34 protein-coding genes and 1 pseudogene are annotated in these 26,196 nt (G+C 35.4%); 1 reads left to right on the top strand and 34 read right to left on the bottom strand.

All coding sequences use genetic code 11. The annotated features are described in order from the left end of the window. The 33 genes and pseudogenes from T367_RS0116740 to rpsL form a co-directional block, all read right to left on the bottom strand. A pseudogene (locus tag T367_RS0116740) lies at nt 1-3,350 on the bottom strand (SprB repeat-containing protein); the annotation flags it as partial. A gap of 302 nt (nt 3,351-3,652) precedes the next feature. Beyond that, complete coding sequence (gene rplQ, locus T367_RS0116735; RefSeq protein WP_027420885.1) at nt 3,653-4,123, bottom strand: 50S ribosomal protein L17; 471 nt, start codon at nt 4,121-4,123, stop codon at nt 3,653-3,655. Between the two features lie 150 nt (nt 4,124-4,273). Then, nucleotides 4,274-5,266: a DNA-directed RNA polymerase subunit alpha gene (locus tag T367_RS0116730; protein WP_027420884.1), complete on the bottom strand. Its 993-nt coding sequence runs from the start codon at nt 5,264-5,266 to the stop codon at nt 4,274-4,276. Between the two features lie 133 nt (nt 5,267-5,399). Continuing rightward, nucleotides 5,400-6,005: a 30S ribosomal protein S4 gene (rpsD, locus tag T367_RS0116725; protein WP_027420883.1), complete on the bottom strand. Its 606-nt coding sequence runs from the start codon at nt 6,003-6,005 to the stop codon at nt 5,400-5,402. Nucleotides 6,006-6,030: 25 nt separating this feature from the next. After that, the gene (gene rpsK, locus T367_RS0116720; protein WP_027420882.1) at nt 6,031-6,417 is read right to left on the bottom strand and encodes a 30S ribosomal protein S11; all 387 of its coding nucleotides are present in this window, start codon (nt 6,415-6,417) and stop codon (nt 6,031-6,033) included. A 10-nt stretch (nt 6,418-6,427) separates the two neighbouring features. Next, nucleotides 6,428-6,802 carry a 30S ribosomal protein S13 gene (gene rpsM / locus T367_RS0116715; RefSeq protein ID WP_027420881.1) on the bottom strand — a complete coding sequence of 125 codons (375 nt, stop codon included), beginning with the start codon at nt 6,800-6,802 and terminating at the stop codon, nt 6,428-6,430. Between the two features lie 14 nt (nt 6,803-6,816). Next, nucleotides 6,817-6,933: a 50S ribosomal protein L36 gene (gene rpmJ / locus T367_RS24560; RefSeq protein ID WP_072032221.1), complete on the bottom strand. Its 117-nt coding sequence runs from the start codon at nt 6,931-6,933 to the stop codon at nt 6,817-6,819. 7 nt (nt 6,934-6,940) lie between these two features. After that, nucleotides 6,941-7,159: a translation initiation factor IF-1 gene (gene infA, locus T367_RS0116710; protein ID WP_027420880.1), complete on the bottom strand. Its 219-nt coding sequence runs from the start codon at nt 7,157-7,159 to the stop codon at nt 6,941-6,943. 6 nt (nt 7,160-7,165) lie between these two features. After that, nucleotides 7,166-8,491 carry a preprotein translocase subunit SecY gene (gene secY, locus T367_RS0116705; RefSeq protein ID WP_027420879.1) on the bottom strand — a complete coding sequence of 442 codons (1,326 nt, stop codon included), beginning with the start codon at nt 8,489-8,491 and terminating at the stop codon, nt 7,166-7,168. Between the two features lie 20 nt (nt 8,492-8,511). Further along, nucleotides 8,512-8,958, bottom strand: a complete 447-nt coding sequence (gene rplO, locus T367_RS0116700) for a 50S ribosomal protein L15 (protein ID WP_027420878.1) — start codon at nt 8,956-8,958, stop codon at nt 8,512-8,514. A 20-nt stretch (nt 8,959-8,978) separates the two neighbouring features. After that, entirely contained in the window at nt 8,979-9,155 is a 177-nt protein-coding gene (rpmD, locus tag T367_RS0116695) for a 50S ribosomal protein L30 (RefSeq protein WP_027420877.1), read from the bottom strand. 13 nt (nt 9,156-9,168) lie between these two features. After that, nucleotides 9,169-9,678 carry a 30S ribosomal protein S5 gene (gene rpsE / locus T367_RS0116690; protein ID WP_027420876.1) on the bottom strand — a complete coding sequence of 170 codons (510 nt, stop codon included), beginning with the start codon at nt 9,676-9,678 and terminating at the stop codon, nt 9,169-9,171. 3 nt (nt 9,679-9,681) lie between these two features. Then, nucleotides 9,682-10,035 carry a 50S ribosomal protein L18 gene (gene rplR / locus T367_RS0116685; protein ID WP_027420875.1) on the bottom strand — a complete coding sequence of 118 codons (354 nt, stop codon included), beginning with the start codon at nt 10,033-10,035 and terminating at the stop codon, nt 9,682-9,684. Nucleotides 10,036-10,043: 8 nt separating this feature from the next. Then, a complete protein-coding gene (gene rplF / locus T367_RS0116680; protein WP_027420874.1) occupies nt 10,044-10,595 on the bottom strand; it encodes a 50S ribosomal protein L6 in 552 nt (183 codons plus the stop codon). A 20-nt stretch (nt 10,596-10,615) separates the two neighbouring features. Beyond that, nucleotides 10,616-11,008, bottom strand: coding sequence for a 30S ribosomal protein S8 (gene rpsH / locus T367_RS0116675; RefSeq protein ID WP_027420873.1), 393 nt, complete (start codon nt 11,006-11,008; stop codon nt 10,616-10,618). Nucleotides 11,009-11,020: 12 nt separating this feature from the next. Next, nucleotides 11,021-11,308 (bottom strand): 30S ribosomal protein S14, encoded by a 288-nt coding sequence (gene rpsN, locus T367_RS0116670; protein WP_027420872.1) that lies wholly within the window; start codon nt 11,306-11,308, stop codon nt 11,021-11,023. A gap of 5 nt (nt 11,309-11,313) precedes the next feature. After that, complete coding sequence (gene rplE, locus T367_RS0116665) at nt 11,314-11,865, bottom strand: 50S ribosomal protein L5 (protein ID WP_027420871.1); 552 nt, start codon at nt 11,863-11,865, stop codon at nt 11,314-11,316. Beyond that, nucleotides 11,865-12,182, bottom strand: a complete 318-nt coding sequence (rplX, locus tag T367_RS0116660) for a 50S ribosomal protein L24 (protein WP_027420870.1) — start codon at nt 12,180-12,182, stop codon at nt 11,865-11,867. Before rplX ends, rplE begins: the two co-directional genes overlap by 1 nt. 11 nt (nt 12,183-12,193) lie before the next feature. After that, the gene (rplN, locus tag T367_RS0116655) at nt 12,194-12,562 is read right to left on the bottom strand and encodes a 50S ribosomal protein L14 (RefSeq protein ID WP_027420869.1); all 369 of its coding nucleotides are present in this window, start codon (nt 12,560-12,562) and stop codon (nt 12,194-12,196) included. A gap of 6 nt (nt 12,563-12,568) precedes the next feature. Continuing rightward, nucleotides 12,569-12,829 (bottom strand): 30S ribosomal protein S17, encoded by a 261-nt coding sequence (gene rpsQ, locus T367_RS0116650; RefSeq protein WP_027420868.1) that lies wholly within the window; start codon nt 12,827-12,829, stop codon nt 12,569-12,571. 15 nt (nt 12,830-12,844) lie between these two features. Next, entirely contained in the window at nt 12,845-13,054 is a 210-nt protein-coding gene (gene rpmC / locus T367_RS0116645) for a 50S ribosomal protein L29 (protein ID WP_027420867.1), read from the bottom strand. 6 nt (nt 13,055-13,060) lie between these two features. After that, nucleotides 13,061-13,483, bottom strand: a complete 423-nt coding sequence (gene rplP, locus T367_RS0116640) for a 50S ribosomal protein L16 (protein WP_027420866.1) — start codon at nt 13,481-13,483, stop codon at nt 13,061-13,063. Between the two features lie 16 nt (nt 13,484-13,499). Beyond that, nucleotides 13,500-14,210 (bottom strand): 30S ribosomal protein S3, encoded by a 711-nt coding sequence (rpsC, locus tag T367_RS0116635; RefSeq protein WP_027420865.1) that lies wholly within the window; start codon nt 14,208-14,210, stop codon nt 13,500-13,502. Next, the gene (gene rplV / locus T367_RS0116630; protein ID WP_027420864.1) at nt 14,194-14,613 is read right to left on the bottom strand and encodes a 50S ribosomal protein L22; all 420 of its coding nucleotides are present in this window, start codon (nt 14,611-14,613) and stop codon (nt 14,194-14,196) included. Before rplV ends, rpsC begins: the two co-directional genes overlap by 17 nt. Before the next feature lie 20 nt (nt 14,614-14,633). Continuing rightward, on the bottom strand, nt 14,634-14,906 hold the full coding sequence (gene rpsS, locus T367_RS0116625; RefSeq protein WP_027420863.1) for a 30S ribosomal protein S19: 273 nt from the start codon (nt 14,904-14,906) through the stop codon (nt 14,634-14,636). 7 nt (nt 14,907-14,913) lie between these two features. Further along, nucleotides 14,914-15,738 (bottom strand): 50S ribosomal protein L2, encoded by an 825-nt coding sequence (gene rplB / locus T367_RS0116620; RefSeq protein WP_027420862.1) that lies wholly within the window; start codon nt 15,736-15,738, stop codon nt 14,914-14,916. 6 nt (nt 15,739-15,744) lie between these two features. Continuing rightward, complete coding sequence (gene rplW / locus T367_RS0116615) at nt 15,745-16,041, bottom strand: 50S ribosomal protein L23 (protein WP_027420861.1); 297 nt, start codon at nt 16,039-16,041, stop codon at nt 15,745-15,747. 11 nt (nt 16,042-16,052) lie between these two features. Further along, the gene (rplD, locus tag T367_RS0116610) at nt 16,053-16,679 is read right to left on the bottom strand and encodes a 50S ribosomal protein L4 (RefSeq protein ID WP_027420860.1); all 627 of its coding nucleotides are present in this window, start codon (nt 16,677-16,679) and stop codon (nt 16,053-16,055) included. Nucleotide 16,680: 1 nt separating this feature from the next. Further along, the gene (gene rplC / locus T367_RS0116605) at nt 16,681-17,295 is read right to left on the bottom strand and encodes a 50S ribosomal protein L3 (RefSeq protein WP_027420859.1); all 615 of its coding nucleotides are present in this window, start codon (nt 17,293-17,295) and stop codon (nt 16,681-16,683) included. Nucleotides 17,296-17,312: 17 nt separating this feature from the next. Next, the gene (gene rpsJ / locus T367_RS0116600; RefSeq protein ID WP_027420858.1) at nt 17,313-17,618 is read right to left on the bottom strand and encodes a 30S ribosomal protein S10; all 306 of its coding nucleotides are present in this window, start codon (nt 17,616-17,618) and stop codon (nt 17,313-17,315) included. An 18-nt stretch (nt 17,619-17,636) separates the two neighbouring features. Next, a complete protein-coding gene (fusA, locus tag T367_RS0116595; protein WP_035845438.1) occupies nt 17,637-19,775 on the bottom strand; it encodes an elongation factor G in 2,139 nt (712 codons plus the stop codon). Nucleotides 19,776-19,777: 2 nt separating this feature from the next. Then, nucleotides 19,778-20,251: a 30S ribosomal protein S7 gene (rpsG, locus tag T367_RS0116590; RefSeq protein ID WP_027420856.1), complete on the bottom strand. Its 474-nt coding sequence runs from the start codon at nt 20,249-20,251 to the stop codon at nt 19,778-19,780. A gap of 11 nt (nt 20,252-20,262) precedes the next feature. Next, complete coding sequence (gene rpsL / locus T367_RS0116585) at nt 20,263-20,637, bottom strand: 30S ribosomal protein S12 (protein ID WP_027420855.1); 375 nt, start codon at nt 20,635-20,637, stop codon at nt 20,263-20,265. Nucleotides 20,638-20,892: 255 nt separating this feature from the next. Here rpsL and T367_RS0116580 point away from each other — a divergent pair, with 255 nt between their 5' ends. Beyond that, on the top strand, nt 20,893-23,166 hold the full coding sequence (locus tag T367_RS0116580; protein WP_027420854.1) for an ATP-dependent helicase: 2,274 nt from the start codon (nt 20,893-20,895) through the stop codon (nt 23,164-23,166). 1 nt (nt 23,167) lies between these two features. Here T367_RS0116580 and T367_RS0116575 read toward each other — a convergent pair whose 3' ends face one another. After that, on the bottom strand, nt 23,168-26,188 hold the full coding sequence (locus T367_RS0116575) for a sensor histidine kinase (protein WP_027420853.1): 3,021 nt from the start codon (nt 26,186-26,188) through the stop codon (nt 23,168-23,170). Between the last annotated feature and the right edge of the window lie 8 nt (nt 26,189-26,196).

Below are 26,196 nucleotides of genomic sequence, written 5' to 3'. Positions count from 1 at the left end.
ATTACAACATTAGACTCAGAAGAGAATGAAGGACAACCTTCGTTTCTTGTACATCTTAGGAAATAAGTTGTTTCTGTCAACATTCCTGGATCATAAGATGCATCAGTATTTGCTCCTAGTGCAGGAGTCCAATAAGGCTCACCTGGTACAACTGGTACTAATACATTACTTTGAATCCATAAATATTCAACTGGACCGATACCACCTGAAGCAGGTGTTACACTTGTCAGCATTGCTGGATCGAATGGTCCACATGATTCTTGATCTTCAGCGATTAAGCCTGGATCAGTTACATCACAACAAACTGGTCTTCCAATAAGCACAGCTTCGTCAATCATTTCACATCCATTAGCATCCGTTACAGTTACAGAGTAAGTTCCGAAATCTAAATCTGAAACTGAAGCAGTAGTTGCTCCGTTGCTCCATAAATAAGAATAAGGCGCTTCACCACCAGTTACTATCACTTCTGCAGAACCGTCATGGCCTTCGCCATCACAAGTAGAAGCAGACGCAGTAACATCTATTACTAATAAGGCAGGATCAACTAAAGTAATTTCAGCTGTTACCATACAAGCATTTGAATCTCTAACAGTCACAGAATAAGTATCTGCACTTAAACCAGAAATTGAAGCTGTTGTTTCACCATTACTCCATAAATAAGTATAAGGAGTCGTTCCACCAGTAGCTAGTACTGAAGCAGTTCCGTCCTGATCACCATTACAAGTAATTTCTGTAGAACTTAGATCAAGGATTAAAGAATCCGGAGATACTACTTCAACTTCGTTAGTGTATTCACATCCGTTAGCATCAGAAATAATCACTGAATAAGTTCCAGCAGCTAAATCAGAAATTGTAGAAGTCGTTCCACCATTACTCCATAAATAAGTATAAGGAGATGTTCCACCACTTACTGTAGCAGTTGCAAATCCAGTCTCATCACCGTAACAAGCCACACTTGAACCGTACATAGTAGCAGTTAAAGCATCGGGAGCACTAATCTCAGCATCAGCAGATGCAGTACATCCGTTAGCGTCAGTAATAGTTAAAGAATAAGTTCCAACACCTAAACCAGCAATTGATTCAGTTGTTTCGCCATTGCTCCATAAATATGTAAATGGTGCTGTTCCACCTGTGATAGTTGAAGAAACAGTTCCATTAAGATCACCATTACACAATAAATCCTCAGCTGTAAGGCTCAGGTCAACTGCTGGGTGAATAATAATAGTAACAACGTTAGATTCTGAAGAGAATGCAGGGCATCCTTCATTTCTAGTACATCTTAAAAAGTAAGTCGTTTCTGTAAGAACACCTGGATCATAAGTTTCACCAGTATTAGCTCCTAAAGCTGCAGACCAATAAGGTCCACCAGGAATAACAGCTACTAAAGTATCACTTTGAATCCATAAATATTCTGGAGGTCCAACTCCACCTGAAGCAGGTGAAACGCTAGTAATTAACGCCGCGTCTGTAGGTCCACAATATTCTTGATCTTCGGCTATAATACCAGGATCAGTTACATCACAACAAGGAGCTCCAAGAAGTTCATAAACCTCTTCAACTTCACAACCTAAATCGTCAGTTACAGTCACAGTATAAGAACCTTCAGCTAATCCAGAGATTGTTGCTGTAGTTTCACCATTACTCCAAGCGTATGTATAAGGACCAGTTCCTTCAGAAGCCGTAGCTGTTAAAGAACCTGATTCAAGCGCATCACAAGTAGGTGCTGTAGCTACTTCAACTTCAACCGCTGGGCTTTCAGTTATAGTAATTGTCACCATATTAGATTCACCATAATACATATCACAACCTTCATTTCTTGAACATCTCAAGTAATAAGTAGTTTGAGACAATACACCAGGTGCATAACTCTCACCTGTTGCTCCAGGTATCATCGACCAATCTTCGTTACCAACAATATTAGGTACATTTACATGTGATTGCATCCAAACATATTCTACCGGACCAACGCCGCCAGAAGAAGGAGAAACACTTGTAATTTCATCAGGAGTTGTTCCTTCACAAATAGTTTGATTCGCAGCGATAACACCTGGAATAGTAATTGGACAACAATCAGGTAGTCCAGCTAATACTTCAGTTGCTTCAGTAGCACATTCATTTGCATCAGAAACAGTAACAGTATAAGAACCATTATCTACACCAGAAATAGTTGCAGTTGATTCACCATTACTCCATAAATAAGAATACGGCGCTGTTCCTAAAGAAGCAGTTGCCGTCAGATTTCCACCGTCTAAATCATCACATGTCGGTTCTGTTGCTGCTACTTCAACAGATGGACTTGGATTAACAGTGATTGTAATCATATTAGATTCACCAGTAAAAAAATCATCACAACCAACATTTCTTGAACATCTCAAGAAATAAGTCGTTTCAGTTAAAGGTCCTGGAGAATAACTTGCAGAATTTGCTCCAGCTATACCAGACCAATGAGGACTATCAACATAATTTGGAACATCAACTAATGATTTCATCCAAACATATTCAATAGGCCCTACTCCACCAGAAGGATCTTCAACACTAACTATAGTAGCAGGAGTTTCTCCAGCACAAATAGTTTGATTAGATCCAATTTCTCCTGGATTATTTACATTACAACATACTGGAGACGTTACCGTTCCAATAGTAGAATTAGTACAACCATAATTATCTGTTACAGTAACAGCATAATCTCCTGGCTCTAGACCAGAAATAGTTCTTGTCCCTACAGGAGAACCATCAACAGTCCACTCGTATGAATAAGGAGCACATGTTCCAGATCCAGTCGCTCTTAAACGACCATCATCATCACAAGTCTGATCCAATTCAACGACAGCAATTCTTGGGTTACTATTAATAGTAACCTTAGTTGCTGGAGTTTCACCTGGCCATGAACCGGCACAAGCACGTCGAGAGCATCTTACAAAATACATTGTACTAGATACTTCGACAGTAAAACTAGATTCAGTACTTGGAACAGATCCAGGTACTCTACTTAGACTACCACCAGGAGTAGTTTTGTACATCCACACATATTGAATGTCTTCGTCATCCGATCCACCGGATGCTTCTTCAACATTTGATAGTGTGATAGTAACCGGCCCATCCGAACAAAATTCATTGTCTGGAACTGTCTCGCCATCATATAACACTTCAAATGATCCTGAAGCAGTCACATTACGACAAGGCGGAGCCGGCATTTCATTATCGGTGACTTTCACCGCGTTTTCGATTTCGTCGTTTTCGTAGAAATACGAAAAGTCAGACTTTCCCCGTATCTCCGTTCGTCCAAACATCACTGCAGGCAGTGCGAGAAGGACGACCAAAAACAACCGAGAGTAGGTTTTTAGGCGCATAATTTGTTTTTTAGTTTATAATTATTAAATAGCTTGTCTCATTATTAACGGGTTAGTAGCATTTAACCGTCAATAATTCAACGCCTCAAAAATATAAAAAAAAAACCATCTATTTCGATAAACACCTCATTTTTATAGACAAACATCAATTTCAGCCCGATTAAAACAAATAGATTATTCTCGAACTAGGCGTTTTTACTGAGTTTTCTATAGGACTTTAACTGGAGAAAAAAATTAAAAAAAAAGCACAAAAAAAAGGGTTCCAAAATGGAACCCTTTAAATATTTTGTAGAAAAAATTACTTATTCTTCTTCTTTACTCGCTTCTTCAGTAGTTGCAGCAGCAGCTGTTGCTGATTTTCCACCTCTTCTTGAACGACGTGTAGTTTTAGGTGCATTTGAAGAACCATATACTTCATTGAAGTCAACTAATTCTATTAAACACATTTCAGCATTATCACCAAGTCTATTTCCCGTTCTAATTATACGTGTATAACCACCTGGACGATCAGCAATTTTTGGCGCAATATCTCTGAATAATTCAGTTACTGCATATTTACTTTTTAAATATTTGAATACGATTCTTCTTGAGTGAGTAGAATCCGTTTTACTTTTCGTTATAAGCGGTTCAACATATACTCTTAAAGCTTTAGCTTTTGCTAAAGTTGTATTAATTCTTTTGTGTTCAATTAAAGAACAAGCCATATTAGAAAGCATTGCTTTTCTATGCGCCGACTTTCTGCTTAAATGGTTTACTTTTTTACCGTGTCTCATTTTTTTTAATTTGTGTTCAAACCTGCTATAGAACTTGAACTAGTGTTTGTTTTAAACTCTACCTTACTTTATTATTAAACTTTCTCATAAGGATTTTGAAAGTAAAAATCAGTCTACCTATATAATAAGCAGACTGATTTTTTAATCTTATTACTCTTTATCTAATTTGTATTTAGAAACATTCATTCCGAATGCTAAACCTTTAGCTTCTACTAAATCTTCCAATTCAGTTAAAGATTTTTTACCAAAGTTTCTAAATTTCAATAAATCATTTTTATTGTAAGATACAAGATCACCTAATGTTTCAACATCTGCTGCTTTTAAACAGTTTAATGCTCTAACAGATAGATCTAAATCAACCAATTTAGATTTTAATAACTGACGCATGTGAAGCGACGTTTCATCAAACTCTTCAGTTTCAGATTTAATTTCAGTATCTAAAGTAATTCTCTCATCTGAGAATAACATAAAGTGGTGAATCAAAATTTTAGCAGCTTCTTGCAATGCATCTTTCGGAGCAATTGAACCATCAGATTGAATGTCAAAAATTAATTTTTCATAATCCGTTTTTTGTTCAACTCTATAATTCTCGATTGTATATTTTACATTCTTAATAGGTGTAAAAATAGAATCTATCGAAATAGTACCAAATGCAGCACCTGCATTTTTGTTTTCTTCAGCTGGCATGTACCCACGACCTTTTACGATCTCAACTTCCATGCTAAATTTAACAGACGGTTCCATTTGACAAATCACCAAATCAGGATTTAATACTTGAAATGCAGTTGTAAATTTACCTATATCTCCAGCAGTTAAAGTTTCTTGTCCAGATACAGAAACGATAACTTTTTCAGTATCCGTTCCTTCTATTTGTTGTTTGAATCTTACTTGCTTAAGATTTAATATAATTTCTGTTACATCATCAACCACACCTTTTAGTGTAGAAAATTCATGATCAACGCCTTCAATTTTAATATTTGAAATAGCGAAACCTTCTAAAGAAGATAACAATATTCTTCTTAATGCGTTACCAATTGTAACACCGTAACCAGGTTCTAGTGGTCTGAATTCGAATTGACCTCTAAAGTCATCCGATTCAATCATTATAACCTTATCCGGTTTTTGGAAATCTAAAATAGCCATTTATTTATCTTCTTTTTAATTGAAAAACTAGTTGCGCGGTTTATTTGCTTGAAGATGTTGCAAAAAAACCCTTTGGCCAGTATCCAATGTGGTTTATTTAATTTGCGTACTAAGAAATAATAATGATTAATTATTATTTCGAATAAAGCTCAACAATAAGTTGTTCTTTAATACTTTCAGGAATCATTTCTCTGTTAGGTTTATTCAAAAATTTACCTTCCATAGATGTTGGATTCCAATCAAGCCAATCAAATTTCGCATAGTTAGAACTAATTGAAGTAGAAATAGTTTCAAGAGATTTTGATTTCTCTCTAACACTTACTACATCACCAACACTTAAAGTATAAGAAGGGATATTTACGATCTCACCATTTACAGTAATGTGTTTGTGTCCTACTAATTGACGAGCACCTCTTCTGGTAGGAGATAAACCTAATCTAAATACAGTATTGTCTAATCTAGACTCACATAATATCAATAAGTTTTCACCCGTAATACCTTTCATACGAGATGCTTTTTTGAACAAGTTAGAGAATTGCTTTTCCAAAATACCATAAGTATATTTTGCTTTTTGCTTCTCCATCAACTGAATAGAATATTCAGATTGTTTACCTCTTCTTTTATTAGGACCATGTTGACCAGGGCCATAATTTTTTCTTTCCAAAGCCTTATCAGGACCAAAAATAGGATCTCTAAATCTTCGTGCTATTTTAGACTTTGGGCCAGTGTATCTTGCCATCTTCTCTTTTTTACAATATTCTTAATTAAACTCTTCTTCTTTTAGGTGGACGACACCCGTTGTGAGGCATTGGTGTGATATCTACTATTTCAGTAACTTCTACACCAGTATTGTGAATTGCTCTAATCGCTGATTCTCTTCCAGAACCAGGACCTTTCACATACACTTTTACCTTTCTTAATCCAAGATCATGTGCCTCTTTAGTACACTCTTCAGCTGCAACTTGTGCCGCATACGGAGTATTCTTTTTAGACCCTCTAAATCCCATTTTACCCGCTGATGACCAAGAAATAACTTGACCACCGTTGTTGGTTAACGAGATAATAATATTGTTGAAAGAAGCTTGAATATGCGCTTGGCCTACTGCTTCAACTTTAACACTTTTCTTTTTTACTTTACCTGCTTTCGCCATAACTCAGCTATTATTTAGTTGCTTTTTTCTTGTTAGCAACCGTTTTTCTTCTACCTTTTCTGGTTCTTGAATTATTCTTAGTTCTTTGTCCTCTCAATGGAAGACCAGCTCTATGTCTAATTCCTCTATTACATCCGATGTCCATTAAACGTTTAATGTTTAATTGTACTTCAGATCTTAAAGCACCTTCAACTTTTATTTCCGTAACGTAGCTACGAATTTTTCCAGTTTGGTCATCTGACCAATCAGATACTTTTAAGTTTTGATCAACACCGCAATCATCTAAGATCTTTTCAGCGGTACTTTTACCAACTCCGTAGATGTATGTCAATGCAATTACACCTCTTTTTTCCTTTGGTAAATCTATTCCAGCGATTCTAGCCATAATTCAAATATATCTTAACCTTGTCTTTGTTTAAACTTTGGGTTTTTCTTGTTTATAACATAAACAACCCCTCTTCTTTTTACGATCTTACAATCTGCTGACCGTTTTTTTACAGATGCTCTTACTTTCATTTTAATTTTATTTATACCTGTACGTAATTCGTCCCTTAGTTAAGTCATAAGGCGACATTTCTAATTTAACTTTATCACCAGGCAAAATTTTAATATAATGCATTCTCATTTTCCCTGAGATATGAGCTGTTATCATGTGTCCATTTTCCAGCTCAACTCGAAACATTGCGTTTGACAATGCCTCTATAATGGTTCCATCTTGTTCTATCGAAGCTTGTTTAGCCATAATTAATTATATAACACTTGAAAGTTCACGTTCACCTCTTCTACCACGAATGGTACCACCTTCCATCAAACCGTCATAATGTCTATTTAGTAGATAAGTTTCAATTTGTTGTAATGTATCTAAAACTACACCAACCATAATCAGCATTGATGTACCTCCCATAAACATTGCAAACGCATCCCCAACACCAAACATCATAGCGAAAGCCGGAATAATGGCAATTGCTGCTAAAAGAAGTGATCCTGGGAAAGTAATTCTTGACAAAATATTATCTAGAAAATCTGCAGTTTCTGTTCCTGGTTTAACCCCCGGTACAAAACCACCATTTCTTTTTAAGTCATCTGCAATTTGTTTAGGATTGATTGTAATAGCCGTATAGAAATACGTAAATATTATAATCATCAAAGCAAAAACAAAATTATACCAGAATCCTCTAAAATCTGCCAAAGCAGCAAAGACTACATTTGAGGATCCGATCATAGAAGGAACCGTCATAATAGCTTGTGCAAAGATAATAGGCATTACACCTGAAGCATTTACCTTTAAAGGAATATAACTTCTAGAGTTCGTTTGTGTTGCTGCAGCGTTACCACCAACAATCTTTTTAGCATAATTGATAGGCACTCTTCTCACACCTTGTACAATAAGAACAGTAACAAGGATAATTGCGAAGAATACTATTAACTCAACTATAAACATAAAGATTGATCCAGCACCACTCATTCTTGCTCCAAATTCTGTAACGATAGAACCTGGAAAACGAGCTAATATACCAACAGTAATTAACAAAGAAATTCCGTTTCCAATACCTTTATCAGTAATTCGCTCACCTAACCACATTGCAAACATGGTACCGGCAATTAGTAAAGAGATTGAACTCACCCACCATAAAAGAGCGGGATTGTTAGCACCACCTTGATCAATTACATATAGTTGCAAATAACTAGGTGCTTGGAAAGCACAAATTGCAATTGTTAAAAAACGGGTATACCCATTAATTTTACGACGACCGCTTTCGCCATCTTTTTGCATTTTTTGTACAACTGGCACGGCCATTCCGAGCAATTGCATAATAATGGAAGCCGATATATACGGCATAATTCCCAAAGCCATAATCGAAGCTTTAGAGAAAGCACCACCAGCAAATAAATCTAGAAGACCAACAAGTCCTCCACCACCGCCACTTGCAGCAAGTGCAGCTTGATCTACTCCTGGAATTATAATAAAAGAACCGACTCTATAGATTAGAATTAACCCTAGAGTTAATCCTATTCTATTTCTAAGCTCTTCGACTTTCCAAATATTTTTTATTGTATCTATAAATTTTTTCATTCAAGGTGTGTGTTAGGTCATTAAACTGTTTCTACACTTCCGCCTGCAGATTCGATACCAGCTTGCGCTGAACCAGAAAAAGCATTTGCTGAAACTTTCAATGAAGCTTTCAATTCCCCTCTACCTAATATTTTTACTAAATCATTTTTAGATGCTAAGCCGTTTTCTTTCAAAAACTCGATAGTGATTTCATTCACTTTCGTTTTATCAGCTAAAGCTTGTAAAGTATCAAGGTTAATTCCTTTATACTCTACTCTATTAAAGTTAGTAAATCCGAATTTCGGTACACGTCTTTGTAAAGGCATTTGACCACCTTCAAATCCGATTTTTCTGCTGTAACCAGAACGTGATTTAGCACCTTTATGTCCTCTAGTGGCAGTACCACCGTGACCAGATCCTGAACCTCTACCAATTCGTTTTACACTTTTAGTAGCTCCTTTTGCTGGTTTTATATTGTTTAAATTCATTTCTATTACTATTAGAATTTTTAATCAATGATTTCTATCATGTGAGAAACTTTATTCACCATTCCCATAATTTGAGGAGTAGCTTCTTTCTCAATAGTTTGGTTTAGTTTTCTAAACCCAAGTGCCACCAATGTTCTCTTTTGATCGATTGGACGATTTATTGCACTTTTAACTTGTTTTATTTTAATCTTAGCCATTTCTTAAAACTTTTTATCCTAGGAAAACTTTATCTAAAGAAACACCTCTATCGTGTGCAACCATTACTGCATCTCTCATATGCGTCAACGCATCAATTGTTGCTTTAACAACATTATGAGGATTAGAAGACCCTTGCGATTTAGCAAGGATATCAGTAATACCAGCGCTTTCAAGAACAGCTCTCATTGCACCACCAGCGATAACACCAGTACCGTGAGAAGCAGGTCTTAAGAAGACACGAGCCCCTGAAAACTTACCTTTTTGTGCATGAGGTACAGTTCCGTTAATAATAGGCACTTTAATTAGGTTCTTTTTTGCATCATCAACCCCTTTAGAGATTGCTTCAACTACTTCTTTTGCTTTACCTAGACCGTGACCAACTACACCACTTTCGTCACCAACAACAACTACTGCTGAGAAACTGAATGTACGACCACCTTTAGTTACTTTAGTTACACGGTTAAGTGTTACTAATTTGTCTTTTAATTCTAAATCCGTAGATCTAACTGTTTTTGCTTTCATTTATTAAAATTTTAATCCACCTTCACGTGCACCGTCAGCTAGAGACTTCACTCTACCGTGGTACTGGTATCCATTTCTATCAAAAACTACTTTTGCAACTCCAGCACCAATCGCTTTAGTTGCTAAATCTTTTCCTATAATTTCTGCTGCTTCGGACTTTGTTTTACCCTCTACAGTTTTATTTTTATAAGATGAGGCAGAAACAACAGTTACACCATTAACGTCATCGATAATTTGTGCGTAAATCTGTTTGTTTGATCTATAAACACTTAAACGTGGTTGTTCAGTAGTTCCGAAAACTTTCTTACGGATTCTACGTTTTATTTTCGCTCTTTTTTCAACTTTCTTTAAAGCCATAATCTTAATTATTTCGCAGCTGATTTACCAGCTTTTCTTCTAATAAACTCATCTGAATATCTGATACCTTTACCTTTGAACGGTTCTGGTTTTCTTAGCGATCTAATTTTAGCCGCTGCAGCACCTAATAATTGTTTATCATGCGACTCCAAAGTAACTACAGGAGGTTTACCTTTTAACGTTTCCGCATTCAAGATAATTTCACTTGGTAATTCAATTATTACAGGATGAGAATATCCGATAACCATTTCTAATTTTTGACCAGTAGCGGTTGCTCTATAACCTACACCAAAAAATTCTAATTTTTTAGAAAAGCCTTTAGACACCCCAATAATCATATTATTCACTAAAGATCTGTATAACCCGTGTTTTGCACGAACATCTTTGTGATCTGAAGAACGTTCGAAAGTAAGTGTATTACCTTCTTGTTTGATTGCAATACTCGGGTCAACAACTTGTGTCAATTCGCCCTTTGGTCCTTTTACAGAAATCAATCCTTCTTCAATCTTAACTTCTACTCCGCTTTCTATAGTAACCGGTGCATTTCCAATTCTAGACATAACTAATTTTCTTTACTTTTTTAATAAACGTAACAAAGAACTTCTCCACCAATTTTATTTTGGCGCGCTTCTTTATCTGAAATTACACCTTTAGATGTAGAGATAATTGCGATACCTAAGCCATTTAAAACTCTTGGTAAAGCGTCAGCTCCGACATACTTTCTTAAACCGGGTGAACTTGCTCGTTCTATTTTTTTAATTGCAGGAGAACTATCAACATATTTTAATGCTATCTTGATAATACCTTGCTTATCGTCTTCCACTACTTTGTGACTAAGGATATAACCTTTGTCTTCCAAAATTTTAGTGATTTCCTTTTTGATACCTGACGCTGGAATTTCGACAACTTTATGTCTCGCCATTTGCGCGTTTCTAATACGCGTCAAAAAATCTGCTATTGGATCTGTATTCATAGTAATTCTTTTTTACCAGCTTGCTTTTGTAACACCTGGGATTTTTCCATTTAAGGCCATTTCTCTAAAAGTTACCCTAGAGATCCCAAACTGTCTCATGTATCCTCTAGGACGTCCTGTTAATTGACATCTATTATGTACTCTAATCGGCATAGAGTTTTTAGGAAGTTTTTGTAATGCCATCATTGCATCCCAATCACCTTCACTAGCCGCTTTTCTTAATTCAGTTCTTTTGTCTGCATATTTAGCAGCCATTTTGATCTTCTTTCGCTGTTTTGCTTTAATTGATTCTTTTGCCATCCTTCTTAATTTTTAACAAATGGAAATCCAAATTCTTTCATTAAAGCCTTTCCTTCTTCATCAGAAGAAGTTGAAGTCACGAAAGTTATATCCATTCCGAATATTTTATTTACTTTATCGATATCGATTTCTGGGAAAATAATATGCTCTTTGATCCCCATGTTGAAATTTCCAGTTCCGTCAAAACCTTTATCATTTACTCCTTTGAAATCTCTTGTTCTAGGAAGCGCGATATTGATAAGACGATCTAAAAATTCGTACATTTTGTCACCACGAAGTGTAATTTTCACACCTACTGGCATACCTTTTCTCAATTTGAAATTTGAGATATCTTTTTTTGACAACGTTGAAACTGCTTTTTGACCTGCAATGATAGTCATATCATTTACTGCAGAATCAACCAATTTCTTGTCTGAGATTGCGTCACCAACTCCCTGGCTCAATACAATCTTTTTTAACTTAGGTATTCTCATTACAGATTTGAATTCAAATTGTTCTTTCAATTTTCCTGCAATCTCTTCAGAATACTTCGTTTTTAATCTTGGTGTATAGCTCATTATTTAACTACCTCCCCGTTCTTTTTTAAAATTCTAACCAATTTACCGTTTTCGTCTAATTTACGGCCTACTCTAGACTTGACACCGTTAACAGTTAACATAATATTCGAAATATGAATACCAGCTTCTGCTTCTTCGATTCCACCTTGAGGATTGGACGCACTAGGCTTCACATGTTTTTTAACAACATTTACACCCTCAACAATTGCACGATTTTTCTTTCTGTCGATAGATAAAACTTTACCTTCTTTATCCTTAGACGTTCCGCTAAGCACCGTTACGGTGTCTCCAACTTTTACGTGTAGTTTCTTTTGCATTTTTCTTAATTTTAAAGTACCTCCGGCGCTAATGAAACAACTTTCATATATTGCTTATCTCTTAATTCACGAGCAACAGGTCCAAAAATACGTGTTCCACGCATTTCACCAGCTTCGTTTAAAAGAACAACAGCATTATCATCAAATCGGACGTATGAACCGTCCGGACGTCTTACTTCTTTTTTTACTCTAACAATAACAGCTTTAGATACCTGACCTTTTTTTACGTTTCCTGAAGGTATTGCACTTTTTACAGTCACAACAATCTTATCACCTACAGAAGCGTAACGTCTTTTCGTACCTCCTAAAACCCGAATACACAAAACTTCTTTTGCACCACTATTATCGGCTACTGCTAATCTACTTTCTGACTGAATCATTGTTTTCTATTTAGCTCTTTCAATAATTTCTACTAATCTCCAGCACTTATTTTTACTAAGTGGTCGAGTCTCCATTATACGAATAGTGTCACCTGGGTTACACTCGTTTTTTTCGTCGTGGGCGACAAATTTAGTAGTTTTTTTCACGAACTTACCATATTTCTCGTGTTTTACTTTTCTTTCTACAGAAACAACAACAGATTTTTCCATCTTATTGCTAGTAACCACACCGATACGTTCTTTTCTTAAATTTCTTTTATTTTCCATTATTGGAATAATTTATTAAAGAGAAGTCGTCTCAGTGCTTAACACTCGACTTCTAATTTCGGTTTGTAAACGAGCGATCGTTTTACGACCGTCTCTTATTTGGATAGGATTCTCTAGTTGAGAAACCTTATGACTTAAAGTTAATTTTTCGTGCTGCGCAGTTAATTCAACTAACTTTTCTTTTAAGTCCTCGATTGACAATTCTTTAATTTCCGCTTGTTTCATATTTTACTATTTTCCTACGTAGTCATTTCTAACTACAAATTTACACTTAAGCGGAAGTTTTTGAGCTGCCAAACGCATAGCTTCGCGTGCAGTATCCAGATCTACCCCTTCTGCTTCGAATAAGATACGTCCTGGTCTGACAACGGCTACCCAATGACTTGGAGCACCTTTACCTTTACCCATCCTTACTTCGGCTGGTTTAGCGGTAATTGGTTTGTCAGGAAATACACGGATCCATACTTTACCTTCTCTCTTCATGTAACGCGTAACTGCGATACGAGAAGCTTCAATTTGACGTGAAGTAAGCCACCCTGGCTCTAATGACTTCAATCCAAAAGATCCGAATGCAATTTGACTACCACGATGAGCAAGTCCTGTATTTCGTCCCTTTTGGGCTTTTCTAAATTTAGTTCTTTTAGGCTGTAACATTTTCGAATACCTTTACTTATTTATTCTTTCTTCTGTTTGTGAATTTAGGTTTGCCAGCGCTTCTTTTTTGTTGAAGACCAACATTTGGAGATAAATCTCTCTTACCATAAACTTCACCCTTACAAATCCACACTTTAATTCCTATACGACCATAAGTAGTATGTGCTTCAGCTAGTGCGTAATCAATATCAGCTCTAAACGTATGTAAAGGTGTTCTACCATCCTTATACATTTCGTTTCTTGCCATCTCAGCCCCGTTTAAACGACCTGAAATTTTAATTTTAATACCTTCTGCACCCATTCTCATTGTAGACTGGATTGCCATCTTAATCGCTCTTCTAAAAGAGATACGACCTTCAATTTGGCGAGCCACACTATCAGCTACAAGTTTTGCATCTAATTCTGGTCTTTTAATTTCAAATATATTAATTTGAACTTCTTTACCAGTAATTTTTTTCAACTCTTCTTTTAGCTTATCTACTTCTTGTCCACCTTTACCAATAATTACACCTGGACGAGCCGTGTTGATAGTTACAGTAACAAGCTTAATTGTACGTTCAATAATAATTTTAGAGATACTTGCTTTGCTTAAACGTGCATTAAGGTATTCTCTGATTTTATAATCTTCTACAATTTTAGCAGAATAGTCCCTACCTCCAAACCAGTTAGATTCCCAACCTTGGATGAACCCTAATCTATTACCTATTGGATTAGTTTTTTGTCCCATTCGATTTTGTTTTTACACTATCAACAATGATAGTAGTGTGATTTGATCTTTTTCTAATTCTATGTGCTCTACCTTGAGGTGCAGGTTGAATTCTTTTCAACATACCTGCATTGTCTACTCTTACTTCAGAAACAACTAATGTTTCATCTTCAAGGTTTTTATCTGCATTTTTTTGTTCCCAATTGGCGATAGCCGAACGTAACAATTTTTCTAGTCTACCTGACGCTTCTTTAGAGTTGTGTGACAAAATATTTAACGCTTTGTTCACTTCAACACCTCTTACTATGTCAGCAACTAATCTCATTTTTCTAGCAGAGATAGGGCAATTGTTCAACTTTGCAATAGCAATAGTTGATTTATGCGCTTTTAGTTGTTCTGCTTTTAATCTTTTTCTAGCCCCCATGACGATCTTCTATTTGACTATTATTTCTTTTTCTTTTTGTCCGCGTGACCTCTGAAAGTACGTGTTGGAGCGAACTCACCCAACTTGTGACCTACCATGTTTTCAGTTACATAAACAGGTATGAATTTGTTCCCATTATGCACAGCTATTGTTAAACCAACAAAGTCTGGTGTAATGGTTGAAGATCTTGACCATGTTTTGATTACAGCCTTTTTTTGTGACCCTTGAGTCTCTTCAACTTTCTGCATTAATTTATAATGTACGAAAGGTGGTTTTTTTAATGATCTACTCATACCTTAATTATTTCTTTCTCTTTTCAATTATATACTTAGACGAGTACTTCTTCGCTGATCTCGTCTTATATCCCTTCGCAGGAATACCATTTCTTGATCTTGGGTGACCTCCTGAAGATTTACCTTCACCACCACCCATTGGGTGATCGACTGGATTCATTACAACACCTCTAACTCTAGGTCTTCTACCTTTCCATCTTGAACGTCCTGCTTTACCTGAAACCAATAACATATGCTCTGCATTTGAAACTGCTCCAATAGTAGCTAAACACGTTACAAGAATCATTCTAGTTTCACCAGAAGGCATCTTAACGATAGCATATTTACCATCACGCGCTTGTAATTGAGCATAACAACCAGCCCCTCTTGCGATAGACGCTCCTTTATTTGGCTTTAACTCGATATTATGAATTACAGTACCTAAAGGAATATCACTTAAGAATAAAGCATTACCTACTTCAACTTCGCTCCCTTTACCAGACTTAATTACATCCCCAACTTTTAAACCTTCTGGGTGTATAATATATCTTTTCTCACCGTCAGCATAGAATAATAATGCAATTCTAGCAGAACGATTCGGATCGTATTCGATTGATTTTACTGTTGCAGGAATTCCAAATTTTTCACGTTTGAAATCTACAATTCTATATTTTTTCTTGTGACCACCACCTAAGTATCTCATGGTCATTTTACCAGTGTTGTTTCTACCACCTGATCTTGTCTTAGTGGTAACCAAAGACTTTTCTGGTGTCGACTTTGTGATTTCTTTGTAATCACTAGCGATTTTATGTCTTTGACCTGGTGTAGTTGGTTTTAACTTTCTAACTCCCATCTTATCTTAAATATTGTCGTACAAATTAATATCTTCTCCTTCAGCTACAGTTACGATTGCTTTTTTCCAAATTGAATTGGTTTGTTCAGCAACCCCACGAGAAGTGTATTTTCTTTTCGCTTTTCCTCCGCCGTAAGTCATTGTACGTACGTTTTCTACTGTGACACCATATAAATTCTCAATAGCGTCTTTAATTTCCAATTTATTAGCTCTTCTATCAACTACAAAAGCGTATCTGTTATTCAGTTCGCTATCAAGCGTTGCTTTTTCAGTTAATAGTGGCTTTTTTATCATATTGTTCATCTCTTCAACTATTAATTCAATATGGTTACTATTTTATCTACAGCGCTTTCAAGGATAACTACCTTATTAGCATTTAAGATCTCATATGTGTTTAAGCTATCAGCCGTAACTACATTTGCTCCAGGAATATTTCTAGAAGACAAATATACTTTACTATCATCAGCAGGTAAAACAAAAAGAACTTTTTCGAAAGCGATATTCATCGCCGTCATGATTGTCATGAAATCTTTCGTTTTCACGTCAGCCATATCAAAATTATCAACTACGATAATATTGTTTTCTTTAGCCTTATAAGTCAATGCTGATTTTCTAGCTAAACGTTTTAACTTAACGTTCAATTTGAAATCGTAGTTTCTTGGTCTTGGACCGAAAACTCTACCACCACCTCTAAAGATTGGTGATTTAATACTTCCTGCACGAGCAGTACCAGTACCTTTTTGTTTTTTGATTTTACGCGTACTTCCGGCAATATCAGCACGTTCTTTCGATTTGTGCGTTCCTTGACGTTGTGCAGCTAAATACTGTTTTACATCTAGGTAAATTGCATGATCATTTGGTTCAATACCAAAGACAGAATCGGCAAGCGTAACCTTTGCGGCAGTTTCTTTACCTTTTGTGTTTACAACTTTAATTTCCATCTTATCTTTCAATTATTACGTAAGAACCATTTGCACCGGGTACAGAACCTTTCACCAAAATTACATTCTTATCATTTAACACTTTCAATACTTGCAAGTTTGACTGCGTAACGCGAGCGTTACCAGTTTGACCTGCCATTCTCATCCCTTTGAATACTCTAGCTGGATAAGAAGCTGCACCGATTGAACCTGGTGCTCTTAATCTGTTGTGCTGACCGTGTGTAGCTTGACCAACTCCGGCGAATCCATGACGTTTTACAACACCTTGAAAACCTTTACCTTTTGAGGTTCCTACAACATCAACGAAAGTACCTTCTTTGAAGATATCAACTCCAACAACGTCTCCCATTTTTAAGTCATTAAAAACAGGAAACTCAACCAATTTTCTTTTTGGTGTAGTTTTCGCTTTTTTAAAGTGACCCATCATGGCACTTGTAGTATTCTTTTCACGCTTATCATCATAAGCTAACTGAATGGCAGAATACCCATCTTTTTCTTCGGTTTTCACTTGCGTTACAACGCAAGGACCTGCTTCTATCACTGTGCATGGTGTTGCCTTACCCTCGGCACTGTAGATGCTAGTCATCCCGATTTTTTTTCCAATAATCCCTGGCATACTTAAATTATTACTAATTAAACTTTAATTTCAACATTAACACCACTTGGCAATTCCAACTTCATTAATGCGTCTACAGTTTTTGATGACGAACTATAAATGTCAATCAATCTTTTGTAAGCACACAATTTAAATTGCTCTCTTGCTTTTTTGTTCACGTGTGGTGACTTCAACACGGTGTAAATTCTTTTGTGAGTTGGTAATGGAATAGGTCCACTAACTACAGCTCCAGTTGCTTTAACCGCTTTTACAATCTTTTCAGCAGACTTATCTACTAAATTGTGATCGTAAGACTTTAACTTTATTCTGATCTTTTGGCTCATCTTAAATAGATCTTATTATTATGCTTCAATTTTTCCTTGTACTTTCTTAATCACTTGGTCCGCGATATTTCGTGGCGTAGTTGCGTAGTGTGAGAACTCCATAGTTGAAGTTGCTCTACCAGAAGATAATGTTCTTAATGTTGTTACATATCCAAACATTTCTGATAAAGGCACATCACACTTTATAACTTTAGCACCAGATCTATCATCCATACCATTGATTTGACCTCTTCTCTTATTCAAATCGGCAACAATATCTCCCATGTTTTCTTCAGGAGTTACTGCTTCAACTTTCATAATAGGCTCTAACAACTCAGGAGATGCATTTTTCAATGCATGTCTATACGCCATTTTAGCACAAATCTCAAAAGACAAAGCATCTGAATCGACATCGTGATAAGAACCATCTAATAACTCAACAACGATACTATCAATTGGGAATCCAGCAAGGATACCGTTCTTCATAGAATCTTTGAATCCTTTTTCAACTGAAGGGATGAATTCTCTTGGAATGTTACCACCTTTAATTTTATTAATGAATTCAAGACCTCGTTTTTCTTTATCTTCTTGCGGGTAAATTTTAACAGAGATATCTGCGAATTTACCACGACCACCAGATTGTTTTTTATAAACTTCCTTGTGTTCAACAGAAGATGTGATACGTTCTTTATATGCTACCTGAGGCGCACCTTCGTTAACCTCTACACCAAACTCTCTTCTCAAACGATCAACCAATACTTCCAAGTGTAACTCTCCCATTCCAGAAATAACAGTTTGACCTGAATCTGCGTTAGTAGAAATTTGGAAAGTTGGATCTTCTTCAGATAGTTTACTTAATCCCATCCCTAATTTATCAACATCAGCTTGAGTTTTAGGCTCAATAGCAATACCAATAACCGGATCTGGGAAATCCATAGATTCTAATACAATTGGGTGTTTTTCATCACATAAAGTATCACCAGTACGAATGTCTTTAAATCCAACACCTGCACCTATATCACCTGCTTCGATAAAATCGATTGCATTTTGTTTATTAGAGTGCATTTGGAAGATACGAGAAATACGTTCTTTCTTATCTGTTCTAGTATTATGAATATAAGATCCAGCCTCAATACGACCAGAATACATTCTAAAGAAACATAAACGTCCAACAAACGGATCCGTAGCAATTTTAAATGCTAAAGCAGCAGTTGGTTCATCTACGCTTGGTTTTCTTTTTTCGATCTCATCAGTTTTAGGATTAAACCCTTCTACTGATTCGATATCCATCGGAGATGGTAAAAATGCCATGACAGCATCTAAAAGGTTTTGAACACCTTTATTTTTGAAAGAAGATCCACACATGATAGGTTGAATCGACATATTGATTGTTGCTTTTCTAATAGCTACAAACATCTCATCAACTGTAATTGAATCAGAATCTTCAAAGAATTTCTCCATTAAAGCTTCATCAGATTCAGCTACTGCCTCTATCAATTTATCTCTCCATTCTTGTGCTTCTTCAAGTAAATCAGCTGGAATTTCAACATCAGTCCAAGTTGAACCGTAGTTCTCCTCATCCCAAACAATTCCTTTCATTGTAATTAAATCTACAACACCTTTAAACTCATCTTCAGCTCCAATAGGAATTTGAAGAGGAATAGGATTTCCACCTAATCTTTCTCTAACTTCCTTAACACACTTCATGAAATCTGCACCTGCACGGTCCATTTTATTCACGAAACATATTCTTGGTACTTTATATTTATCAGCCTGTCTCCATACAGTTTCAGATTGTGGCTCAACACCAGAAGCAGCACAAATTAATGCAACTGCACCATCTAAAACACGTAATGAACGCTCCACCTCAACTGTAAAGTCAACGTGACCAGGCGTATCAATAATGTTAATCTTGTATTCTTTTGTACTATCAATAGCTTCGCCTTGAACAGTAGGGTATTTCCAGAAACAAGTAGTAGCAGCAGAAGTAATTGTAATACCTCTTTCTTGCTCTTGCTCCATCCAATCCATAGTTGCAGCACCATCATGCACCTCACCAATTTTATGACTTACACCAGTATAAAATAAAATACGCTCAGTTGTAGTAGTTTTACCTGCATCAACATGGGCCATAATCCCAATGTTCCTAGTGAAAGTTAAATCTCTTTTCTTAGCCATCTTTAGAATCTATTAAAATGTGAAAATGCTTTGTTTGCCTCAGCCATTCTGTGCATATCCTCTTTTTTCTTATAAGCAGCGCCTTCTTCTTTAGCAGCAGCCATAATTTCAAAAGCTAATTTTTGAGCCATTGTTTTTTCATTACGTTTTCTTGAAAAACCAATCAACCATTTCATAGCTAATGATTGTTTTCTATTGTCACGTACAGGTGTTGGGATTTGGAAAGTTGCCCCTCCAACTCTTCTTGATCTAACCTCAACGTTAGGAGTCACATTCGTTAATGCTCTTTTCCAAACATCAACTGGACTTTCTTCTTCATTCTTAGCAGCTACAATATCCATTGCATCATAAAATATCTTAAAAGAGATACTTTTCTTACCGTGTAACATTAAGTTATTTACAAACTTAGTCACCAAAATATCTTTGTACTTTGGATCAGGTAAAATCGTGTGTTTTTTTGCTTGTCTTCTTCTCATGATTCCTTAGCTTATTTCTTTGGACGTTTAGCTCCGTATTTAGATCTTCTTTGAAGTCTGCCTTCTACACCAGCAGTATCTAAAGCACCACGAACAACGTGATATCTTACACCTGGTAAATCTTTTACTCTACCACCTCTTACAAGTACAATTGAGTGCTCTTGTAGATTGTGTCCTTCTCCTCCGATGTAGGCATTCACCTCTTTACCATTGGTAAGTCTTACCCTAGCTACTTTTCTCATAGCTGAGTTTGGTTTTTTCGGCGTGGTTGTGTAAACTCTTACACAAACCCCTCTTCGCTGCGGGCAAGAATCGAGTGCTGCTGATTTACTCGTCTTTACCTGAGCTACTCTACCCTTTCTAATTAATTGCTGAATAGTTGGCATATTACCTTATCTGTTTTTACTAATAATTTACAATACAATACATCCAAATTCGTGAAAATTCGGAGTGCAAAGGTATTAAGTTTTTTCTATTTTCCAACATTTAGTATATTATTTTTTACATTTTTCACAAAAGACTGTTGAAAATCCATTTTCTACTCATTTTTTGGTGCAAAATTAAACCATATATCAAAACCTTTTAAATAACATTTTTACATGGATAGAAAAAAGTAAAAATTTAATGTATATTTTTGTTTCATGAATTATTTGTCGACATTAAATCCTGAACAATTAGCAGCTGTAGAAAACACAGAAGGCGCTACAATGGTTATTGCTGGAGCAGGTTCTGGAAAAACACGTGTACTCACATACCGAATTGCTCATATGATAGAGAAAGGTGTCGACTCCTTTAATATATTAGCATTAACCTTTACCAATAAAGCGGCGAAGGAAATGAAGGACAGAATTGCTTCTATCATTGGTCAGTCTGAAGCAAAAAATATATCAATGGGGACTTTTCACTCTGTATTTGCGAGAATACTAAGATTTCACAGTGATAAGTTAGGTTATCCTTCGAACTTTACCATTTATGATACTCAAGATTCGAGAAGTTTAATTCGTACTATTATAAGAGAACTAAAACTTGACGATAAAATATATAAACCTGCGCTAGTGGGTAGTCGTATTTCGTCTGCAAAAAACAATCTAATATCTGCAGCAGCTTATGAAGCTAATACAGATATAATAAGTGAAGATAGGCTGAGCGGTAAACCAAGATTATTCGAAATATTTAGAGCTTACGAAAAAAGATGTTTCAAGGCGGGAGCAATGGATTTTGATGATTTACTTTATAAAACAAATGTTTTGCTAAGAGATCATGCTGACGTATTACATTACTATCAGCATAAATTTAAATATATTTTGGTAGATGAGTATCAGGATACAAATTACTCCCAATATCTAATTGTTAAAAAATTAGCTGCTGCATACAATAATATTTGCGTCGTTGGAGATGATGCACAAAGTATATACTCTTTTAGGGGTGCAAATATTGAAAACATACTGAACTTTAAAAATGATTATAAAGATCATAAAGTATTTAAGCTCGAACAAAACTATAGAAGTACAAAGGTTATCGTTAACGCGGCCAATAGTGTAATCGAAAAAAACACCAACCAAATTCAAAAAACGGTTTGGACGGATAATACAGACGGAAACAAAATAAAAGTAATTCGAACACTTACGGATAACGAAGAAGGCAAAACTATTACGAATCAAATTTTTGACACGAAACAAAACGAACAAGCTGCCAATTCGGACTTTGCTATTTTATATCGAACGAATGCTCAATCTCGATCTTTTGAGGAATCTTTAAGAAAACTAAACTTACCCTATAAGATATACGGAGGTTTATCTTTCTACCAGCGTAAAGAGATTAAAGATTTATTGGGTTATTTCAGACTTACGGCCAATCATCAAGATGAGGAAGCATTAAAACGAATTATCAATTATCCTAAACGAGGAATAGGAAATACAACTGTTGAAAAAATTATTGTAGCTGCTAGTGAGCACGATGTGAGCATGTGGGAAGTAATTACACAACCGGGGAAATATCCGACGGATATCCCTTCTGGAGCAAAGAGCAAACTTAACGCCTTTGTTAGCACGATTAAAGGTTATGCTATTTTACTTGAAAAAATTGATGGATTTGAATTGGCGGAACAAATTGCTAAAAGTTCGGGAATCCTTAAAGAGTTGTATGATGATAAGTCTCCTGAAGGTGTTTCTCGTCATGAAAACATACAAGCATTATTAGCAGGTATAAAAGAGTTCACAGAAACAGTTGGTGAAGGTGAGACGGCATATTTAAGTGACTTTATGGTTGACGTTGCATTATTAACAGATGCTGATCAAGACAAAGAAGAAGACAAAGACAAAATTACTTTGATGACAATTCATGCATCTAAAGGACTTGAATTTCCATATGTATATATTGTTGGATTAGAAGAAAATCTATTCCCTTCGCAAATGGCTTTAAGTTCTAGAACTGACTTAGAAGAGGAAAGGCGATTATTTTATGTAGCTTTAACTAGAGCAGAAAAACAGGCAACATTATCCTATGCTACTAGTCGATTTAAATGGGGGAATATTGTAACAAGTGAACCTAGTCGTTTTATTGAAGAAATTGATCCTAAACATTTAGAGATCCTTAATAATAAATCCAACCAATCTGGTGGGCGATCAATGAATCAAGTTAACCTTGAGAAAAAGATCAATCAAACCAAGGAAAGTTTATTTTCAAGCAGAAGGCATCTAAGACCTGTCAGCAAGGCTAAACCTATGACAAGTGGAGGAACTGCTGCAAGTGAATTGAATTTGAAAGTTGGTAATAATGTTGTTCATGAAAAGTTTGGTAAAGGAAAGGTAATTGGACTTGAAGGCACACCTCCGGTTAAAGCAACAGTATTCTTTCCGCAAGTAGGAAATAAACAATTACTTCTAAAATTCGCAAAATTAGATCTACTCGATTAAATTATTTCAGTCTAATTTTTAGGATTATTTTAGTTCCAATTGGTTGCCCAGCCGCATCTTTCAAATCACTTATTTTAAAATGTTGCTGGTTATTTTCGCCATTAATATTACTCAAGCGTTCTTGAGTCACTTCTAAGGCTAAAGATTTGTGAAAGGCTTCTTTTTGAGCCAGGTTTTGAACAGCCGCTCCCCTACCTTTCCCATTATCTTCAATTATACACACCAAATGCTGATCCAACTCAATAGCAAAGGAAATTTTAATACGACCTATATAGTCAATATTTTTAAATCCATGAATAATTGCATTTTCTACAAAGGGTTGTAGAATTAATGGAGGAATAAGCGCTTCGAATGTTTCGACATCTTCTGCTATATCGACGATAAAATCAATCTCTTGATTTGTTGTCAATCGTTCTAACTGAATATAATTAGAAACTGTTTCCAATTCATCGTCAATAGAAATATTCTTCTCTCTAGAATTTTCGAGTACTTGCCTCATCAATTTTGAGAATTTTGACAGTGCATATCTTGCATTATCAGCATCATTTAAAATGATAAGGTTATGAATAGAGTTAAGTGCATTAAAAATAAAATGCGGATTCATTTGCAACCGCAATGCCTTTTGCTCTAGTTCCAGTAAATTTTTCTCCAATGTTAATTTTTCTTGTATTCCTCTTGACTTCTTTTTTTGTCGTCGAAGGATGAAAAATATTATTGCCGCGATTAATAATATGATAATTGAATAATAAGCCAACCTAAAAGGCCATGTTTGCCAATAAGGTTTTAAGATTTTAAACTTGATGACGATTGGGTTATCCCAGCGATTATTTGCAGACGCCCAAACCTTAAACACATAATTACCCGGTGCTAAATTTGAATAAACGGCAGCATTATTTTTTGATGGTGGCGACCATGAAGGGTCAACATTACTCATTTGCCAACGATAACGTATATTTTTTACTTGTGTAAAATGTATTGCTTTAAAATTAAAACTTAAATGATTTTTATCATGTGGTAATTCCATACCACTTCCAATTTGACCTTCACTAAAGAAATGAGCATATTCAGTTGACTTAATGGATTCATAAACAATTTGAAAATCTTCTAAAAACAATAAAGCATCCTGCTGTTCATCATTTGAGAACTCATTATTAGTGAACTGGTATAAACCATTTACTGTACCGATCCACAAATTATTATTTTTGTCAACGCTTCCGCCATTCACATTGGTCTCAACTCCTTTAAACCCATCTTCAAATCCAAAATGATCAACCAGAAAAGGATTTAACAAACTGTCGAATTCAATTTTATCCAATCCTTTTTCGGTACCAATCCAAACAGTATTTCCCGTATTCATGAGTTGATAAATATTTTTTGAAGAAGCAATTTCCAAACCCAACCATTTTTCTTCGATAATTTTATCTCCCTCTATTTTAATACTGAGTAGACCATTATCCTTTGTTCCGAGCCAAACACCAGTTGGCGTCTCAATTAAGTTTCGGAAATAATAACCTGCCTTATTAAAAATAACAAGTTCATTGTTTTTTAAATAACCAAATTGCCCCGATGCAGAAGTGAACCATAATTTGTTATCAATCAATTTTAAATCGGTTATGGACTGTGGTAATTCTTTTCTAAAAACCTTTACGAAATTCATTAAATAAGGAAAATTCGCGTTTCTATTTAACCTAAATAACCCTGCATCTCCGGTTCCTATATAGAGTTGTTTCTTTTCGTCTTCTGCAAAACAACGGACCCAATTCCCCATTCTATCACCTGTATTATTCGGTGTAAATATTGTATCACCAAAAACAGGTGAAAAATAACCTAAACTACTTCCTTCAGTTCCAAACCAAAGACCACCATATTTATCTTCATAGATTGATTTTACTTTTTCATTGTAAAAACCCTTTTCTTTATCAAACAATAGGTTATTCTCATTATTTAAACGCATTACACCAGTCCCTTCTGTTGCGAGCCATATATTATCTTTAGAATCGTTTAAAGCCACAAAAACGTAATCTCCATTTAGCCCACTCATTCTATTGTATTCAATAAACGGACTATTTTGAAAGATAGCGATTCCTCCACCACTGGTCCCTATCCAAATATTCCCCCAATAATCAGCCTGAATTAAACGAACATGATTATTTGAAAGACCATTTGCAGTGTTGTAATTGATTAAGCTATTCTTTTCAGGATTATAGACATAAACTCCATTGTTCATAGTACCAATCCACAATTCCTTATTATTCGAATTATACAGTGACAAAACAATCTTTCCTTTTAATTCGTTTAGTTTTTTAGGAATACTGACTGATTTATTATAAAAATTGACCCCACCTCCATAAAGACCAATTACATAATGATCTTGAAAAAAAGTGGCAACAGTAGCATAATCCGTACTTAGACCTCTGTTTTTATTCAACTTCTTGTAGGGATCATTCAATTTGAACATTCCGATGGATGTACAAACCCATAAATCATTATTAGGATCTTTAAAAAACGACTGGATATCAATTTCATCATGCGTTAAATTCGCATCGTAAGGAACAATTTTATTATTGACTATTTGGTATAAACCTTTATCAGACCCAAGAAGAATTAAATCATCTTTGGTAATAATTGATTGGAAAATAATTTGATTGTCTGCAGATCGAACATTTCTGATCCATTTTTTAGATTGGTCATAAATAGAAACGCCTCCTTTTTGACAAACGAATATTTCATTTCCTATTTGGGACATGGCCATTACCCTATTCGAAATTAGCGAATCGCTAATATTTAAATAATTGAATTCTTCGCCATCAAAGATTGTAATTCCGCCTCCTTGTGTCCCTATCCAAGCCTCTTGTTTATTGTCAAAAATTAGTGAAAAAGCCTGAGACTGAGAAAGACCGTCTTGAATGTTTATTTTTTTAAAATTATAGGCTTGTGCAAAAACTTGACTCCAGCTTAAAGCTGAGCATAGAATTCCTATAATTAAATAAATTTTAAATATTTTCTTACAAAAAAAAACCAAAGCTAGTC

Origin of the sequence: Crocinitomix catalasitica ATCC 23190 (genome assembly GCF_000621625.1) — a bacterium.
In the GTDB taxonomy this organism is placed as follows: domain Bacteria; phylum Bacteroidota; class Bacteroidia; order Flavobacteriales_D; family Crocinitomicaceae; genus Crocinitomix; species Crocinitomix catalasitica.
This window is presented reverse-complemented; position numbering and strand designations above follow the sequence as displayed.

Coding starts and splice junctions, on each gene's coding strand:
- rpsC (WP_027420865.1), bottom strand. CDS start 14,210: ATGGGACAAAAAACTAATCCAATAGGTAATAGATTAGGGTTCATCCAA.
- rplW (WP_027420861.1), bottom strand. CDS start 16,041: ATGAACAATATGATAAAAAAGCCACTATTAACTGAAAAAGCAACGCTT.
- rplX (WP_027420870.1), bottom strand. CDS start 12,182: ATGCAAAAGAAACTACACGTAAAAGTTGGAGACACCGTAACGGTGCTT.
- rplQ (WP_027420885.1), bottom strand. CDS start 4,123: ATGAGACACGGTAAAAAAGTAAACCATTTAAGCAGAAAGTCGGCGCAT.
- T367_RS0116730 (WP_027420884.1), bottom strand. CDS start 5,266: ATGGCTATTTTAGATTTCCAAAAACCGGATAAGGTTATAATGATTGAA.
- rpsH (WP_027420873.1), bottom strand. CDS start 11,008: ATGAATACAGATCCAATAGCAGATTTTTTGACGCGTATTAGAAACGCG.
- rpsM (WP_027420881.1), bottom strand. CDS start 6,802: ATGGCTAGAATCGCTGGAATAGATTTACCAAAGGAAAAAAGAGGTGTA.
- rplB (WP_027420862.1), bottom strand. CDS start 15,738: ATGGGAGTTAGAAAGTTAAAACCAACTACACCAGGTCAAAGACATAAA.
- T367_RS0116580 (WP_027420854.1), top strand. CDS start 20,893: ATGAATTATTTGTCGACATTAAATCCTGAACAATTAGCAGCTGTAGAA.
- rpsN (WP_027420872.1), bottom strand. CDS start 11,308: ATGGCAAAAGAATCAATTAAAGCAAAACAGCGAAAGAAGATCAAAATG.
- rpsJ (WP_027420858.1), bottom strand. CDS start 17,618: ATGAGCCAAAAGATCAGAATAAAGTTAAAGTCTTACGATCACAATTTA.
- rplR (WP_027420875.1), bottom strand. CDS start 10,035: ATGGCTTTAAAGAAAGTTGAAAAAAGAGCGAAAATAAAACGTAGAATC.
- rpsS (WP_027420863.1), bottom strand. CDS start 14,906: ATGAGTAGATCATTAAAAAAACCACCTTTCGTACATTATAAATTAATG.
- rplD (WP_027420860.1), bottom strand. CDS start 16,679: ATGGAAATTAAAGTTGTAAACACAAAAGGTAAAGAAACTGCCGCAAAG.
- rpsL (WP_027420855.1), bottom strand. CDS start 20,637: ATGCCAACTATTCAGCAATTAATTAGAAAGGGTAGAGTAGCTCAGGTA.
- rplV (WP_027420864.1), bottom strand. CDS start 14,613: ATGGGGGCTAGAAAAAGATTAAAAGCAGAACAACTAAAAGCGCATAAA.
- rplO (WP_027420878.1), bottom strand. CDS start 8,958: ATGAATTTAAACAATATAAAACCAGCAAAAGGAGCTACTAAAAGTGTA.
- rpmC (WP_027420867.1), bottom strand. CDS start 13,054: ATGAAACAAGCGGAAATTAAAGAATTGTCAATCGAGGACTTAAAAGAA.
- rplF (WP_027420874.1), bottom strand. CDS start 10,595: ATGTCTAGAATTGGAAATGCACCGGTTACTATAGAAAGCGGAGTAGAA.
- rplN (WP_027420869.1), bottom strand. CDS start 12,562: ATGATTCAGTCAGAAAGTAGATTAGCAGTAGCCGATAATAGTGGTGCA.
- rpsD (WP_027420883.1), bottom strand. CDS start 6,005: ATGGCAAGATACACTGGCCCAAAGTCTAAAATAGCACGAAGATTTAGA.
- rpsQ (WP_027420868.1), bottom strand. CDS start 12,829: ATGGAAAATAAAAGAAATTTAAGAAAAGAACGTATCGGTGTGGTTACT.
- secY (WP_027420879.1), bottom strand. CDS start 8,491: ATGAAAAAATTTATAGATACAATAAAAAATATTTGGAAAGTCGAAGAG.
- rpsE (WP_027420876.1), bottom strand. CDS start 9,678: ATGAAAGCAAAAACAGTTAGATCTACGGATTTAGAATTAAAAGACAAA.
- rpmJ (WP_072032221.1), bottom strand. CDS start 6,933: ATGAAAGTAAGAGCATCTGTAAAAAAACGGTCAGCAGATTGTAAGATC.
- rplC (WP_027420859.1), bottom strand. CDS start 17,295: ATGCCAGGGATTATTGGAAAAAAAATCGGGATGACTAGCATCTACAGT.
- rpsK (WP_027420882.1), bottom strand. CDS start 6,417: ATGGCGAAAGCAGGTAAAGTAAAAAAGAAAAGTGTTAAAGTTGAAGCA.
- infA (WP_027420880.1), bottom strand. CDS start 7,159: ATGGCTAAACAAGCTTCGATAGAACAAGATGGAACCATTATAGAGGCA.
- rplE (WP_027420871.1), bottom strand. CDS start 11,865: ATGAGCTATACACCAAGATTAAAAACGAAGTATTCTGAAGAGATTGCA.
- rpmD (WP_027420877.1), bottom strand. CDS start 9,155: ATGGCTAAGATTAAAATAAAACAAGTTAAAAGTGCAATAAATCGTCCA.
- fusA (WP_035845438.1), bottom strand. CDS start 19,775: ATGGCTAAGAAAAGAGATTTAACTTTCACTAGGAACATTGGGATTATG.
- rplP (WP_027420866.1), bottom strand. CDS start 13,483: ATGTTACAGCCTAAAAGAACTAAATTTAGAAAAGCCCAAAAGGGACGA.
- rpsG (WP_027420856.1), bottom strand. CDS start 20,251: ATGAGAAGAAGACAAGCAAAAAAACACACGATTTTACCTGATCCAAAG.